This window comes from Paenibacillus plantiphilus (assembly GCF_927798095.1).
Classification (GTDB): Bacteria; Bacillota; Bacilli; order Paenibacillales; family Paenibacillaceae; genus Paenibacillus_Z; species Paenibacillus_Z plantiphilus.
The window spans coordinates 165,615-180,714 of sequence record NZ_CAKMMF010000003.1 but is presented as its reverse complement, the minus strand read 5'-3'; the positions used below and the strand labels follow the sequence as shown (position 1 = coordinate 180,714).

13 protein-coding genes are annotated in these 15,100 nt (G+C 48.2%); 7 read left to right on the top strand and 6 right to left on the bottom strand.

Features of this window, described 5'->3' with window-relative positions:
• Positions 1–922: 922 nt before the first annotated feature.
• Complete coding sequence (locus L6H65_RS03560) at positions 923–3,208, bottom strand: S8 family serine peptidase (RefSeq protein WP_236339028.1); 2,286 nt, start codon at positions 3,206–3,208, stop codon at positions 923–925.
• Between the two features lie 613 nt (positions 3,209–3,821).
• Here L6H65_RS03560 and L6H65_RS03555 point away from each other — a divergent pair.
• A complete protein-coding gene (locus L6H65_RS03555) occupies positions 3,822–4,685 on the top strand; it encodes a hypothetical protein (protein ID WP_236339027.1) in 864 nt (287 codons plus the stop codon).
• Between the two features lie 19 nt (positions 4,686–4,704).
• Here the strand turns inward: L6H65_RS03555 and L6H65_RS03550 are convergent, their stop codons facing one another.
• Positions 4,705–5,118, bottom strand: coding sequence for a phage lytic cycle repressor MrpR family protein (locus L6H65_RS03550; RefSeq protein WP_236339026.1), 414 nt, complete (start codon positions 5,116–5,118; stop codon positions 4,705–4,707).
• A gap of 154 nt (positions 5,119–5,272) precedes the next feature.
• On the opposite strand from L6H65_RS03550, the gene L6H65_RS03545 reads away from it, so the two are divergent.
• Both L6H65_RS03545 and L6H65_RS03540 read left to right on the top strand, forming a co-directional pair.
• A complete protein-coding gene (locus tag L6H65_RS03545; RefSeq protein ID WP_236339025.1) occupies positions 5,273–5,890 on the top strand; it encodes a DNA-3-methyladenine glycosylase family protein in 618 nt (205 codons plus the stop codon).
• A gap of 41 nt (positions 5,891–5,931) precedes the next feature.
• Entirely contained in the window at positions 5,932–6,615 is a 684-nt protein-coding gene (locus tag L6H65_RS03540) for a DNA alkylation repair protein (protein WP_236339024.1), read from the top strand.
• A gap of 123 nt (positions 6,616–6,738) precedes the next feature.
• On the opposite strand, the gene thrC is transcribed toward L6H65_RS03540, so the two are convergent.
• Together thrC and L6H65_RS03530 are read right to left on the bottom strand one after the other, a co-directional pair.
• Positions 6,739–8,127: a threonine synthase gene (gene thrC, locus L6H65_RS03535; RefSeq protein ID WP_236339023.1), complete on the bottom strand. Its 1,389-nt coding sequence runs from the start codon at positions 8,125–8,127 to the stop codon at positions 6,739–6,741.
• 166 nt (positions 8,128–8,293) lie between these two features.
• Positions 8,294–8,875, bottom strand: a complete 582-nt coding sequence (locus L6H65_RS03530) for an NAD(P)H-dependent oxidoreductase (protein ID WP_236339022.1) — start codon at positions 8,873–8,875, stop codon at positions 8,294–8,296.
• A 166-nt stretch (positions 8,876–9,041) separates the two neighbouring features.
• On the opposite strand from L6H65_RS03530, the gene L6H65_RS03525 reads away from it, so the two are divergent.
• The 3 genes from L6H65_RS03525 to L6H65_RS03515 all read left to right on the top strand — a co-directional run bounded on the left by L6H65_RS03525 (position 9,042) and on the right by L6H65_RS03515 (position 10,947).
• The gene (locus L6H65_RS03525; protein ID WP_236339020.1) at positions 9,042–10,100 is read left to right on the top strand and encodes an AraC family transcriptional regulator; all 1,059 of its coding nucleotides are present in this window, start codon (positions 9,042–9,044) and stop codon (positions 10,098–10,100) included.
• Positions 10,101–10,169: 69 nt separating this feature from the next.
• Positions 10,170–10,424, top strand: a complete 255-nt coding sequence (locus L6H65_RS03520; RefSeq protein WP_236339018.1) for a hypothetical protein — start codon at positions 10,170–10,172, stop codon at positions 10,422–10,424.
• Between the two features lie 100 nt (positions 10,425–10,524).
• On the top strand, positions 10,525–10,947 hold the full coding sequence (locus tag L6H65_RS03515; RefSeq protein ID WP_236339016.1) for a VOC family protein: 423 nt from the start codon (positions 10,525–10,527) through the stop codon (positions 10,945–10,947).
• A gap of 114 nt (positions 10,948–11,061) precedes the next feature.
• Here L6H65_RS03515 and L6H65_RS03510 read toward each other — a convergent pair whose 3' ends face one another.
• Positions 11,062–11,742, bottom strand: coding sequence for a response regulator transcription factor (locus L6H65_RS03510; RefSeq protein WP_236339014.1), 681 nt, complete (start codon positions 11,740–11,742; stop codon positions 11,062–11,064).
• Positions 11,696–13,807, bottom strand: coding sequence for a sensor histidine kinase (locus L6H65_RS03505; RefSeq protein WP_236339013.1), 2,112 nt, complete (start codon positions 13,805–13,807; stop codon positions 11,696–11,698). Before L6H65_RS03505 ends, L6H65_RS03510 begins: the two co-directional genes overlap by 47 nt.
• A 289-nt stretch (positions 13,808–14,096) precedes the next feature.
• Between L6H65_RS03505 and L6H65_RS03500 the strand changes: the two genes are divergently transcribed.
• Positions 14,097–14,456, top strand: a complete 360-nt coding sequence (locus tag L6H65_RS03500; RefSeq protein WP_236339012.1) for a DUF4870 domain-containing protein — start codon at positions 14,097–14,099, stop codon at positions 14,454–14,456.
• Positions 14,457–15,100: the final 644 nt, after the last annotated feature.

Here is a 15,100-nt window from a genome sequence, read left to right as displayed (position 1 = left end):
GAAAAAGCGGCGCGAGGCGCTCTGTAAAGCTGAAAAACCCGCTTACAGACGACAAAGCATCGCAGAAAGCCCTTCGACTATCTCCATAAGGCGGAAAAACCACTTTACAGCTCGGAAAAGTGGGGTGAGGCACGCTGTAAGGCTGAGAAAACCTTCTTACAGATGCCAATGCATCGCAGAATGCTCTTCGGCAATCTCCATAAGACGGAAATACCGCTTTACAGCACGAAAAAGCGGCGCGAGGCGCTCTGTAAAGCTGAAAAACCTTCTTACAGATGCCAATGCATCGCAGAAAGCTCTTTGGCTATCTCCATAAGGCGGAAAAACCGCTTTACAGCTCGGAAAAGTGGGCTGAGGCACGCTGTAAGGCTGAGAAACCTTCTTACAGATGCCAATGCATCGCAGAAAGCTCTTTGGCTATCTCCATAAGGCGGATATGCTACGTTTCAGCACGAATCAGTCACGCAGAGCGCGCTTGATATTCGAGAGCAAGCGATGGCTGATGCGGACCCCGCCAAGCTGAAAAATGTCCCCGTGGACCTTCTCAACAGCCTGCAAAACTCCCACGGCGTTGACACATCCCCCAGTATGAAAATATGAGTTGCGAGTTGCGAGTTGTGAGTTGTGAATTACGAGTTACGAGTTACGAGTTATGAATTATGAGTTGCGCATTGCGATTTGTGATTTGTGATTTGTGATTTGGAAATTTGGAAATTTGGAAATTTGAAAATTTGGAGTAGGGAGTAGGGAGTGTAGGGAGTAGGTGGCTAGGAGTTACTTTGAATTATTATTTTAGTGTAAAATACATCTCCTGTATCGAATGGAGCTTCACAGGGACAGAGTAACCCGACCAGCTAAAAGCAGAGAGGCGGCCCTATTAGCAGCAAGCTGCTTGCAGGACCGCCTCTCTATATATGTTGCATTACGGCAAGTACAATCTGCTTCCCGGAATAATTTGCTTCGCCTGGCTGCTGCTTGACCACGACAGCTGAACGACCGCATCGAAGATGTTGTCATAGTATTCCAGTTTAATATTGTATTTCTGTCCGGCTGCCAATGTGATCGTTCCGCTGTCCTCAGTGAGCCCATGATCCGTCCAATTGTCAATGACCAGCACGTTATTCACATAGAGCCGCACCCCGTCATCCGTATTGGTATAGAAGGTATAGGTTTCCGAATATTGCGGCTTAATAAGTCCCTTCCAGCGCACGCTGAATGTATCGGGATCAACACCGGATGCAGGGCTGCCCGTGCCCCAGTTGAAGTTGATGTTGGTATCAACGCGCGATGCTATCGAATCCGTGAAATCCATGTTGTTGAAATATTGGCCTTGTATCCCGTTTGCTTCCACCAGAGCGCTAGCCTGGGCGGAATTCGCGCTTTCTGCCACACCGTCTACAGCGCTGACAACATAATAATAGGTCATATTGTTCGGTGGCGCGATATCAAAACGGCTTGTTCCCGTTACATTTGAAGCAATTGTCATATAAGGACCGCCGCTTGAAGCTGAGCGTTTGACATTATAGCCTGTTGCGCCGCTGGAAGCGTTCCAGCTCAATGACACATTGCCCACACCGGCCGTTGCAGTAAGTCCAGTTGGTGCTGCCAGACTAGAGACAGGCACAGCAGGATAGAGCAGGCGCTTAGGAATAAATTCATAATTTTGATGGAGGCTAAACCATGCTAAGTCAGCGCTTGCGCTATCGGTATTTTCATAGTATTCCATAACGATGTCATATTTCTGCCCGCCTGTAAGCGAGATGGTTCCAGTATTGCCTGTTACCGTCTGGTTGTTCCAGTCGTCAACAATCAATTGACCGTCGACCCATAGTCGAACACCGTCATCTGTAATCGTCGTAAATTCATAGGTTTCGGAGTAAAGCGGACGTACCTGACCCGACCATCTTACACTGAATGTATCCGGGTCAATGCCAGCTGCCGGACTGCCCAATCCCCAACCGAAAGTGACCTTGTCGTCAATTCTTGTCATTACGAGGTCTGTGAGATCCGCATTGTTATAATATTCCGCATAAAGCCCCGTGCCTGAAAGCTCGCGGAAAGGCGCTTGAACCATTCCATAGCCAAAGGAGCTGTCGCGCCCCGGATCGCCCAGATCATCGGCAGTTTCAATAAGTTTGTTCCTGATCTGCACATTCGTGTACGTTGGATTCTGCTCCATATACAAGGCAGCAACTGCGGCTGCATACGGCGATGCCATCGAGGTGCCGGACTTGCTCGTATATGCGTTGCTGATAGCAGTGCTGAATACGGCTGTACCCGGCGCTGTCAGCTCCAGATGGGGACCTTTGTTGGATTGTGTGTTCCGCCCATCCGTCATATTTCCATTAGCGACCGCGATTACAGAGTCAAAACCGGCCGGATAACGCGTCGGATCATCGCCGCTGGAGTTCGTGCTTTCGTTCCCAGCCGCCGCGAATATCAGAATGCCGTTCTCATAGGCGGTATCGCATGCTTCCTCCAATGTCGGTGCATCGCTCGTTCCGCTTAAGCTCATATTGATAATATCGATATCGTTGTCGATAGCCCAATCAATACCGTCGATGAGAAAAGAATAAAGGCCATTGCCGTCATCCCCAAGCACTTTGACCGAGTAAAGGTCGACATCCGGCGCAGCACCTACTACTCCAACCGTATTATCGAGTGCTGCGATAATTCCGGCCACATGCGTCCCGTGTCCATTAAGATCGCTGGCTGTGCTGCTGACCGTGTAATTGATTTTGCCTAGAATGTTCAGATCTTCATGGTCGGCTATCCCGGTATCAAATACAGCGACCTTAATATTATCGCCTGTAACGCCATTCGCCCTGCTTTTATCCGCTTGTACGCGCTCAATTCCCCAGTCTGCTATTTGAGCGTCTGCTTGAATGATGCCATCCTCTTCAATCGAAAGAATGGATTTATCAGCAATTAATTCCTCAAGCTCCTTCTGAGTTACGGTCATCGCTTCCGCATGAACATGCTTGAATTGCTTGTGATTCTTATACTTCTTCTTGCTCGCCTTTCGCTCCGCAGCTGCTTCGGGCTTGTACTGCACGATGATCCGTTTTTCCTCCGACGGATTTTTCAACAGCTGCTCGTCCACGAACTTTTGCGGCTCTTTGGCAATTGCCGATGCCGGACCTGCAGCGGCGATGGACAGAGACATCATCGATGCGATAACTGTCCATTTCATAAACTTCCCAAACATAATATTCCTCCCTTGCAAAATTGGTAATGACATTAATTATATATCAATCAACTACCATTTCTGACAATAGGTCATTATGCTTGGGGATGGATGATGTTACTTGGATTCACGTCTACCGATTTAGGCATGAGTCTTGAGAACGAGTTCGAAATGACTGGAATTCCTTTGTATTCTTGCTATTACTAGCGAAATATAATATTCAAAGAGAAGTCCGACTTTCACTCCATGATCTAAAAAAGGTTTATAATACCTATTTTCGTAACGATATCATGAAGTGGTTAAGGGTAAAATGATTCTAATCAAAAAAATAACAGGTACATAGGATATATTTATTTCGGGATTTTTTATGAATAAATGAAAGGTTTTTTATAATCTTACAGACGGATAACAAAATTATTATTTTGAAAGTCAATGTAATTTATCATTTTATTGCTTTTAATAAATGATAGTTTGAGAATTGTTTCGTTATTTCGGTGTAAAATGCTAGTAATAGTTAACATTATTTGTGATCCCATACTATCAATTTATACCTCGGGAATTTATACTAGGGGATGTAGATTAGTGTGTAATGCGGATTATGATAGAAGGATGAGCTAGATTTAGGGGGAGTAAGATGTTTGGGTTTAAGAGAGCTCGTTATAAAGAGCAGTTTATATTTATTGTAATCGTGATTATCATCTTGCTTATGGCGCTGTATAGCGGTGACAGTGATTCGAAACCGGCGGACATAAGCAGCGAGCAGGGTGTTGCGAGGGAGAATAACGAAGAGCTGAGTGCTGCAGGCGGCAATATTGAAGGGAAGGACGCACAAGCGGCCGACAACCAAGAGCCAGGCCTAGTGCTGCAAGACGAAGAAACGACGACGGCTAAACAGCTTCCAAAGACGATCATTGACGAACCTAAGGAAATCGTAGTTTCCGATGACGAGAGCAGGATGCAAATTAAGCTGCCATATGGATGGTCTAATCTATCGGGATACAATAATGCGGCTGCTATTCAGGCAGCCAAGATTTCGTCGCTATCATCGATGCTTGTCATCGCAGAGAATAAGAAATTATTGCGGGAACATACGACGACAGGGGACTATCATAAGCTGGTCACTGAGAAATGGTTGAGCAGGATTGAGAACGGGATAGCATCCGAGCCGACTGAATTGCAGCTAAACGGCTTGTCGGCCGTACAGTCAGATATCTTTTGCACAATAAACGATACGGATATCATAATCGTTGTATATGTGCTGGAATCGGAAAATCATTTCTATCAATTGACCTTCTTCTCCAGAGATTTCGCCATCAAGCAAAATCGCGACATATTCAATGAGGCTGCAAGCAGCTTTAAAGTGCTGCAAGATCATGAAGCGGATAATGCTCCAGTGCAAGCGGACAGCAGCACCAGCGGCTCTCATGACGATATGAAGCTGCCACTCGATTGGATGGAGATTATGCAGGTTGCATCCAGGGCGAGCGACAGGCAATAGCAGGAATGCTTACAGGGGGTTAGCGGCTGCTCTCCCAAGGGTAAGGCTCTTGAAGCTCATAGCGAAGAGCGATGTTCTTGATTCTAAAGTTGATGCCAAATATATCTCTTCGCACGCCCTCAGCGAATCGGATCACATAGCCGGACTGATTCTCCAATCGTTTCTTAATTTCGGAATGGCCGTTGTTGGCATAATATTCCTCTTCCTCATAGGCCTTCATAATAATATTTTTCAAATATTCATCGAGCGCGATCGAATCGGAGCCGGGCGAGAGGCGGAGCTTAAGGTTAACGCTGTCCACATCATCTATTTGCAGGGCAAGAATTTGTTCCTTGGTCAATCCTTCATTCAGAAGCAGAATAATAGCCCGATCCTGGAAATTCACCAGATGCTCTTCGATAGATATAACTTGATTTTTCTTTGAACGTGACACGAAATACCCTCCTCATAGGATCTGTCTATCAACAGAAGCGAATGCACATTACTTTCGATATATTGCTATTATACTTCAATATCCGCACTTATGAAGCGGGGTAGGGTATATTAGTGATGATACTAGATAACAGGAACAGCGGAGGACAAGCAGTGTGCGAACCATACCAACCAAACTTTTTGACTATGGCCAAGAGGAAATCGATTATTTGAAAAGCGTGGATGAAACGCTTGGTGCGGCGATGTCGCGATTGGGCAAGGTGGAGCGAGTCATTATACCGGATCTGTTCACAGCGCTCGTCTATGCTATTGTGGGACAGCTTATTTCTGTGAAGGCCGTTCACACAATCTGGGGAAGGCTGCAGGAGCGTTTCGAAGACATTTCTCCGCATCACTTGGCTATGCAGTCTGCCGATGAGATTCAAAGCTGCGGAATGACGATGAAAAAAGCGGTTTGCATTCAACAAATTGCCCATGCCATTGATGGAGGCGCATTTGACTTGGAAACGCTGCATCAATTGCCAGATAGTGAGGTTATTCGTAAATTAACGACATTAAATGGCATTGGCAAATGGACGGCAGAAATGCTGCTGATCAATGCGATGGAGCGCCCGGATGTCGTCAGCTGGGGCGATATTGCCATTCGCCGGGGCATGATGAAGCTGTATGGGCTTCAAACTTTAACAAGGGAGCAGTTTGATCAGTATCGTATTGCTTATTCCCCTCATGGATCAGTGGCTTCCATATACCTGTGGGCACTTTCATTTGAGTAGAAGAGCAGAGAAGCAGCGGTGGAGAGAAGGGAAGACTGCATTTGGAAAAAGCAATCAAGGATCAGCTGCTGGAGTTGGCTGATACAGATTATCAAAAATTCGCGGCCGCTCTTATTCCAACGATTAACAATCTAGTGGGCGTAAGACTGCCGGAGCTGCGCAAGCTAGCTAAGAGAATTGCCAAAGACGATTGGCGCGCCTATCTGAAAGAGGCTGATAATCAGTACTTCGAGGAAACGATGCTGCAAGGCATGGTTATCGGCTATGCTGGGGCGGATATTGAAGAGTCGCTGCGCTGCACGGCTGATTTTGTGCCGAAAATTGATAATTGGTCGGTATGCGACTGCTTCTGCATCGGGTTGAAATTTACAAAAACGAATAAAGGCCGAGTATGGGATTTTTTGCAGCCGTATTTAAAGTCGGAGCAGGAATATGAGCTGCGATTCGGTGCCGTCATGCTTTTGAATTTCTACATCGAGGAGGAGTATATTAACGAGGTTCTGGAGCTGCTGGATCGTGTGAAGCATGACGGCTATTATATCAAGATGGCAGTGGCGTGGGCTGTCTCGATCTGCTATATGAAGCTGCCTGAGCCTACGATGACCTACCTGAGGACATGCTCGCTGGACGATTTCACTTACAACAAAGCGTTGCAGAAAATGACGGAATCCTTCCGAGTGGATAAGGAAACGAAGCTGCTCATTCGCAGTATGAAACGAAAATGAAGATGAGGCGCACCTGTTACGGACTGCACTTCGAAGAAGCAGAAGGCTTGCCAGAACTAACAGAGGGCTGCAGCAGAAGGATATATCCTTCCGCTGCAGCCCCCTGATCCGTTATAGGCTGATTTAATAAAAAGCGACCAGCTCGCGCACAACCGATTGGAGCGAACCGTCAACACGCGTCTGACGCTGAGGCTTCTCGAAGAGCGCCGAAATTTGCTCCGGGAACTGCTGCTCAATATCGATCAGCTTGATCGCTTCGTTGAACTTTGCCGGATGTGCTGTTGCCAGCGATACAATAATTTCCTGCCCGCTGCTATACTTGTCCGCCGCAGCTACGCCGCATGCGGAATGGGGATCAAGCAAATAGCCGGAAACTGTATCGTAATGCTTGATCGTGTCCAGACATTCCTGCCCCTGCACGCCATGCGCGCCGAATTCCTGCTGCACCTTGGCAAGCGTCTCGCCAGCAATAACGATTTCCCCTGCGGTCTTGAACTGCTCCATCAGTGTGCGGATTTGCGCCGCATCCTCGCCCTGCACATAATACAAATAACGTTCAAAGTTGCTAGCTACTTGAATGTCCATTGAAGGGCTGTACGTCGAGCGGAAGTCGCCAGGCTTGTACACGCCCTCCAGAACAAACCGTTCCAGAATATTATTCTCATTCGTGGCCAGAATGAGCTTGCCGACAGGCAGTCCCATTCGCTTCGCCAAATAACCGGCAAAAATATCGCCGAAGTTGCCGGTCGGCACACTAAAGCTGACCTGCTTCGCGCCTGTTTGCTTTGCCACCTGGAAGTAGGCATAGAAGTAATAGACGGTCTGCGCCATAATACGCACGAAATTAATCGAATTGATCGCAGCAAGGTGGTTGCTGGCCTTAAAGTCGAGGTCAGCGAACAGCTCCTTGATCATTCGCTGGCAGTCATCGAAATTGCCGTCTACCGACAAGTTAAGCACATTGTCATCCTGAACCGTCGTCATTTGCAATTCCTGCACCTTGCTTACTTTGCCGTGTGGATGCAGAATGCAAATTTTGATGCCTTCTTTGCCTTTAACGCCTTCGATGGCAGATGCGCCAGTATCGCCCGAGGTAGCGCCAAGAATATGGATTTGCTTATTCTGCTGCTTCGCGACGTACGTGTATAATTGACCCATGAACTGCAGGGCGATATCTTTAAAGGCGAAGGTAGGGCCGTGGAACAGCTCCAGCAGGTACAGGTCATCCTTCAGCTTGCGTACAGGCGTTACTGCCGGATCGCGGAAAGTCGCGTAGCTGTCATAGACGAGCTTCTTCAAATCCTGCTCTGGAATTTCTCCATTCATGTATAGCTCAAAAATTGCAAGCGCCAGCTCCTGATAGCTAAGCTCCCGCCACTTCTCCAGTGTTTCCGTCGATACAACCGGGATTTCATCCGGCACCAGCAAGCCGCCGTCATCGCCAAGCCCCATCATAAAAGCGTCGATAAAGCCTATCTTGCCGACATTTCCTCTTGTACTCTTAAACTTCATTCGTAATTCCTCCCAAATGATATGCGCGAATAACGTGATTCATTAGATAAAATCATATCATCGTTTGGAAGAATAATCGAATCCATTTTTAAAAAAACAGACAATTTTGCTGAATTCCGTCGTCTGCAAGGTGGAGCTGACGAGGAATCGGCATGGAATAGCCCCGCTAGCTGCGTTTCATTCCCAGCTTCTCAACCTCGGCGAGCCACTGTGCGCGTGTCAGCTCTGAGGATGAACGGATCGGGCTCAGCTCTGTAATTTTGACAGGATTGATGCCGCAATATTGCAGCGTGGCGCGTTTCATAACCCGATGTCCCGCCTGTCTGTACACCAATCGATTATACCAGGACGGGGAGTCCATCGTGACGATGAGGCGAGCAGATTTGCCGACCAGCAGCTTGTCCCAGAGGATGGAATTCGGACGACTTTGAAAGGCAAAGCCAGGCAGAAACACACGGTCAATGAATCCTTTCAGTATAGCAGGCACGGTTCCCCACCAAATCGGATAGACGAATACAAGGTGGTCGGCCCAGCGGATTGTCTCTTGCGCGCTAATTAGATCCTCTTCCAGCTGCATTCTTTTATGGTAGCCGAACTTCAGACTCGGCTCGAATTTCAAGGAGCCGACATGAATGCTGCGAACATTCGCTCCGCTATCGATCGCTCCTTTCTTATACGCTTCGGCCAGTGCTGTGTTATAGCTGCGGATATCGGGATGCCCGTTGATGATGGCGATATTGGTTTTCATTTCATTGCCTCCTCGAAATTATATGTCAAATATTTGGTTTAAATCGTTCATCTTCCACGCAGTGCGTGTTAAGATTACAATAAGCGTAAGACATTTGTAACGATGAGAACATGATGAAAGATGCCTAAAAATTTATGATAGATGCATAAAATTGAGGGGTGAGCGGTTGTCACACGATACGGGAGTTTCGATTTCCTTTGTTTATCCCATTGTGAAAACGATTGTGACCAAGGGATATAACAAGGATGATTTTTTTAGAAGGGCGAATTTTGACGAGTCCTTGTTTTATGATTCAGAGAACAGATTGTCTGGGGATGAATACTTGCAGCTGTTAGAGCTGGCTGCAGACATCACAGCGGATACATCCTTCGGATTGCATCAGGGAGAGCATCTGGAGGTAGCGGATTTGGGTGTTATCGGATATGTGATGTCGCATTCCAAGACGCTCGGTCAGGCGTTAACTGCGTATCAAAAATATAATGCGCTCATATGCAGCGGCCTGAACATTGACTGGGAAGCTAAGGGGAACGAGATCATTATTGAGATATCCTATTCGAGTCCTCGCAGATCGCCGTCCCGCCACTGCATAGAGGAAATGACCAGCTCGTTGTATCATTTGATGATACGGCTAAGCTGCAGAGCGATCACGCTCAAGGAGATTCAATTTCAGCATGGACTGGTGACAGCGATTGGAGTGTATAGCGAGGTGCTTGGGATTACGCCGCAGTTCGGCAAGACGTCAAATTTGATTACGTTGAGCAAGGATATTTTGGACTATCCAATTTTGTTCGCGGATGCGAAGCTATTAGCTACATTCGAGACCATTGCCGAGGATGCGAAGCAGCGGCTGTTTCAGGGTCGAATATTTTCGGACCAGCTGTACAATTGGATTATTGCGCGCATGCCGAATTATTTTCCGAGCTTAAAGGATACCGCCAAGGCATTCAAGATGAGTGTAAGGAGCCTTCAGGCGAGATTGAAGCAGGAGGATACGACTTTTCAGCATGTCTTGAATCGGGTTCGGAGAGAGCTTGCTATGGGATATCTGGCTAAGCCGGAATATAAGATTGGAGAGGTTGCCTATCTGCTCCATTTCTCAGAGCCAAGCGCCTTTCAAAGCGCCTTTAAGAAGTGGACGGGGGTCACGCCAAGACATTACAGGATGGATTTGTGGAGCGAGGGCATTCGGGTTGATCACATCGGAGTCCAGACCAGCAGTCTGTGAATAAAAAAATTGTGAACAAAGTAATTGTGAAGAAAGAAAGAAATTACTGCTTATTAAAGGATGGTGCACATGAAGAAATTTATTTCAGAAGCAGATACGGCGGAAATGAAATCCTATTTCGCTTTATTACTGGCAATAATAGCTTTACATTGTTTCGTTTTCACTTTTATTGTGGAGTCTTTATTTCCGTTGGTATTGGCCATTCTGGATAGCTTGGCTGCGGTGGCAATTGGGATCATGACGAAGGATACGATTGGTCATTCAGCAGTAGTTATGGGGATATTCGTCATTCTGATCTCCTGTTTCGTAATTATTTTTTTATAACCTCTTCGGAACGGACGTTTGATTACGAATGGTGAATGCATTATTATATAAATGAAATAACGTTGCATGCAAAGTGTACACTTTCAAAGGAGCTGAGATTGTGTCTGTTGATGTTTATTTGAATTTTAATGGAAACTGCCGTGAAGCGGCAACGTTTTATGCAGAGGTTTTCGGGACGGAAGCACCGAAGCTGATGACTTTTGGAGAAGCGCCGCCTAATCCGGAATATCCCCTTCCAGAGGAAGCCAAAAACCTGATCATGCACACACGGCTTCAAATTCATGGCAGCAATGTGATGTTCTCCGATGTATTTCCCGGGATGCCTTTTGTCGAAGGCAACAACATTAGTCTTTCATTAGTTATTGACTCGCTGGAGGACTTGCAGTCCGCATTTAATAAGCTGCAGGTAGGCGGTAAAGTTATGATGGAGCTGCAAGAAACATTTTGGAGCAAAGCCTACGGCAGTTTAACGGACAAGTTCGGCATACATTGGCAGTTTAATCTCGGTATAAATGAATTTTAATGTGATCACGTGAAGTCGATGTGAAAGAGAGGCTGTCCCAGCAGTTTGCTGCCAGGGTTCAGCCTCTCCGTCGCTTAAGAGATAGAATAAGACTGCAGCAACGATTGCCCGCTTTTAGCTCAAGCTATTCAGCCCGCCCATTCCGGCTTCCCTCGCAATAATGACCGCCTGAGTCCTATCCGCTGCTTGCAGCTTGCTTAAAATATTGGATACATGGTTGCGGACGGTTTTCAGCGAAAGTCCCAGCTTCCGGGCTATATCCGTGTTGCCAAGGTCGCGCGCAATCCATTCCAGCACTTCTCTTTCCCGCTCGGTCAATTGAGGGAACAGGACGTTTCCGGCAGTTTTGTTCATCATAGCGTCAAAATAGAACATCATTTTACGCGCGATGACTGAACTGAAGATCGCTTCCCCGCCACCAACCACCTGTATGGCTCTGACAATCTCCTCTTTCTGGGCTCCCTTGAGCAAATAACCTCTGGCGCCTGATCGCATGGCGGAGAAGACGGACATGTCGTCGTCGAACATGGTTAGCATTAAAACTCCGATATGAGGGGAGGTCCCGATAATTTCCCGTGTCGCCTCGATACCGTTCTTGCCCGGCATATTGACATCCATCAATATGACATCAGGCTGCAGAAGCTCAGCCTGACGCACAGCCTCAATTCCGTCATGTGCTTGTCCGATCACCTCTAATCCTTCCTCGGATTGAAGAATTGAAAGCAGTCCCTCGCAGAACATCGGATGGTCATCCGCCAGCAGTATTCGCAATCTTTCCTTTTCTGTTTCTTGCATGATCAGCGCTCCCTTTCATGATTGGCAAGCTAACCTGAATATCAGTTCCGTTGCCCGGCTCAGAAGCCAGAGCGAAGGCTCCGCCTAGCTCCTCCGCGCGCTCCTTGATAGATCGAACTCCAACGCCAGGCGTTATGCTCGCCGACATTCCAATCCCATTGTCCTTAATTCGGATATGGAGGACGTTCTCGTCCATCCGAAGCCCAATACGGCATATGCTCGCATTCGCATGACGCACAACATTCGTGAGTGCCTCCTGCACGATTCGATAGACGGCCACTTCAGCGGCAGCTGACAGGTCGAGACCGCGCTCGGCTCCTTCCATAACGACCTGGAGCGAGGGAGTCTCATACTGCAGGGACAGCTCCTGCAGGGCAAATGCCAATCCGAACTCATCCAATGCGGGCGGCCGCAAGGAATAGACAAGCCGCCGGATATCGGCTATCGATTCCCGCATTTGATGCCGAACAGTCTCAAGCGCTTGTCTGGATCGGTCCGGATCGATCCCATGATGTTGAAGCGCTTCGTCCAGTCGCAGCGTCATGCTGGCCAGTGATGAGCCGAGACCGTCGTGCAGATCCCGACGCAGTCTTCTTCGCTCTTCTTCCCGCGCATTGATGAGCCGTTCACGCGAATGATGCAGATCGTCCGCAAGACTGTAGCTTTGAACGGCGATGCTTACCTGACGGGCCAAATCCTCGACCATGTTGTGCATGCCGGGCGGCATTGATTGCTGATGCCGATGATCGCCAAGGATCAGCCGGCCTACAGGCAAGCCTTGCACCTCCAGCTCGATGTAACGCACCTCATCAACAGGATCACCATAGACCGCGAGCTGCTCCATGCCATTGGAGACGTATACTTCGATGGCCGCATACGGGATTTGCAGAGCAGTTGCTACCTTTTCGACGATGGAGGTAAGCAGCCCTGTGTGTGTTAAGGATTCTTCCAGCTGCTTGGTCAGCCTTGAAAGCACGCGGTTCGGGTCCTCCCATTTGCCATAGACCAGACGGTTAACCGCCTTTTGAACCCGTTCTCGCAGCGGTTGGAACAATATGGCTAGCAATCCTGTAGCAAGCAGCGATACGATCGCATTGGCCTTTCCATGAATCAGAAATCCGAACACCCCGACAAGCAGGGCATACGCCAGCACACCCAGGACGCTTAATACGATATAAACCATCGTCCTATTGAATGTGTTCGACATATGTCTGGCCCGACTTTCCAGGACGATGACTCCTATCGGGAAAGGAATGAACAGCAGGCTGGAATACAGCGTTACCTGGACAAGCATGATCATTACTGCATGATCACTGAACAAATTGCCGATAATCCCCGCGCCTGCATACCCGCTGATGCCAACGATTAGCCATAGCATTTGACGCCGTATTCCAGGCGATGTCTCCTGTGTGTAGCGGTAAGCCAGCATAACAATAGCCAGAATGTGCATCGAGGCGACAAAGAAATAAACAATTGCTTGAGGAGGCCAATAGCTCTGGAATTGCGGGATGAACGAGAGGAGGGAAACGCCAGCAATATGAACAATCCAAAGCAGGGCGGGAATAGAGGTCCAGCGCGGCTTGAAATGCCCGTTAGGGAAAAGCATCAGAAAGGAGACGTAGGTTCCCCCAAGTATATTGAGCAGCTGGAATAAGGTGTTCAGCAGAGGCAGTTCTCCGAACAGAACCTCGTCTGTACTGAATATAGTGCCCGTTGCAATAAGCAGCATAGAGGCCGTTATGCAGTAATGATCCTTCCACCCGTATCGATACAGCAGAATACCGACGACCCAGGAGGACAGGTTCTGCAGCGCGAGCAGTACGACAGTCAGACTGCCGTATAGATCAGGGCTTATGCCGACCGCTGCCAGCTGTTCGAGCTGCGCTGTATTCATCTGAAGAAAGCTGCTGCAGGGGTCGCTGCCGCAAGACAGATGATAGATATTGAACCCTAATCCGTGGCTGAATAGCGACACAAACGCCGACGAGATGGCAAGCGCCCACCATAGCACATGCATTCCCGTCCGAAGGAGAGAGTCTCGAAATTGGATATGATGACTGCCCATTGCCGCTTTCCTTTCTATGAGAACAATCTATTGTAAAAGTATAACATAGGGCAATCCCTCCAGCGATGGGAAAAGAGTTCCCGAATAATTCCCGACTCACTCGGGAAGGTGTCTCTTGTGAGCGGGAATGAGCTGCTAGTACGATAGTTAAGGCTTGGATGCCGCATGCTTTGGCTTCAATTCAGGGAGGAGTGAATCGCAAATGGAAAGCAAACAAACGATTGAAGCTGCAGAAGCTGCTCGCATACTCGCAGATGCCTCACATGATGAACAGAAATGAGTGAACAGAATGACAAACACAGACAATTCGATCATTAATGCAACGGAGCAATCAGATATTGACAACAACAAGGCAGTGGCAGTCCTCGCTTATCTCCTCTTCTTTATCCCTTTACTTGCGGCCAAGGAATCGAAATTCGCCAGATATCATGCGAATCAAGGTCTCTTGCTGCTGCTGGCTGTGTTAATCATCCATTTCGTTGGCGCAATTCTTCCTTTTATCGGCTGGCTGATCATTATTCCAATTGGTGTGCTGGGCGTTCTTGCGGTTGCAGTTATCGGTGTTCTTCATGCAGTCCGCGGCAGAATGGAGCCTATGCCTCTCATCGGAAATCTGAAGCTTATTCAGGGATCGTTTCCAAACAAATAAACACTCCCTGCCAAATTCTCGAATCGTGCGGGATTGCGCCCCTTGTAAGCGGTGAAAAACCGCCTAACAGAGTGCGTATCGCTCAAAAGGAGCGCCACCCCGCACCCGAAAGCGTGAAAAACCTGCTTACAGACAGAAAATCCGAGGGTGAGCGCGCTGTAAGCATGAAAACCGCCTAACAGAGTGCTTGTTGCTCGAAAGGAGTGCCACCCCGCACCCGAAAGCGTGAAAAACCTGCTTACAGACAGAAAATTTGAGGGCGAGCGCACTGTAAGCATGAAAAACCGTCTAACAGAGTGAGTATCGCTCGAAAGGAGCGCCACCCCGCACCCGAAAGCGTGAAAAACCTGCTTACAGACAGAAAATTCGAGGGCGAGCGCGCTGTAAGCATGAAAAACCGTCTAACAGAGTGCGTATCGCTCGAAAGGAGCGCCACCCCGCACCCGAAAGCGTGAAAAACCTGCTTACAGACAGAAAATTCGAGGGCGAGCGCGCTGTAAGCATGAAAAACCGCCTAACAGAGTGCTTGTTGCTCGAAAGGAGTGCCACCCCGCACCCGAAAGCGTGAAAAACCTGCTTACAGACAGAAAATTCGAGGGCGAGCGCGCTGTAAGCATGAAAAACCGTCTAACAGAGTGCGTATC

Coding starts and splice junctions, on each gene's coding strand:
- L6H65_RS03560 (WP_236339028.1), bottom strand. CDS start 3,208: ATGTTTGGGAAGTTTATGAAATGGACAGTTATCGCATCGATGATGTCT.
- L6H65_RS03555 (WP_236339027.1), top strand. CDS start 3,822: ATGTTTGGGTTTAAGAGAGCTCGTTATAAAGAGCAGTTTATATTTATT.
- thrC (WP_236339023.1), bottom strand. CDS start 8,127: ATGAAGTTTAAGAGTACAAGAGGAAATGTCGGCAAGATAGGCTTTATC.
- L6H65_RS03530 (WP_236339022.1), bottom strand. CDS start 8,875: ATGAAAACCAATATCGCCATCATCAACGGGCATCCCGATATCCGCAGC.
- L6H65_RS03520 (WP_236339018.1), top strand. CDS start 10,170: ATGAAGAAATTTATTTCAGAAGCAGATACGGCGGAAATGAAATCCTAT.
- L6H65_RS03510 (WP_236339014.1), bottom strand. CDS start 11,742: ATGCAAGAAACAGAAAAGGAAAGATTGCGAATACTGCTGGCGGATGAC.
- L6H65_RS03505 (WP_236339013.1), bottom strand. CDS start 13,807: ATGGGCAGTCATCATATCCAATTTCGAGACTCTCTCCTTCGGACGGGA.
- L6H65_RS03500 (WP_236339012.1), top strand. CDS start 14,097: ATGACAAACACAGACAATTCGATCATTAATGCAACGGAGCAATCAGAT.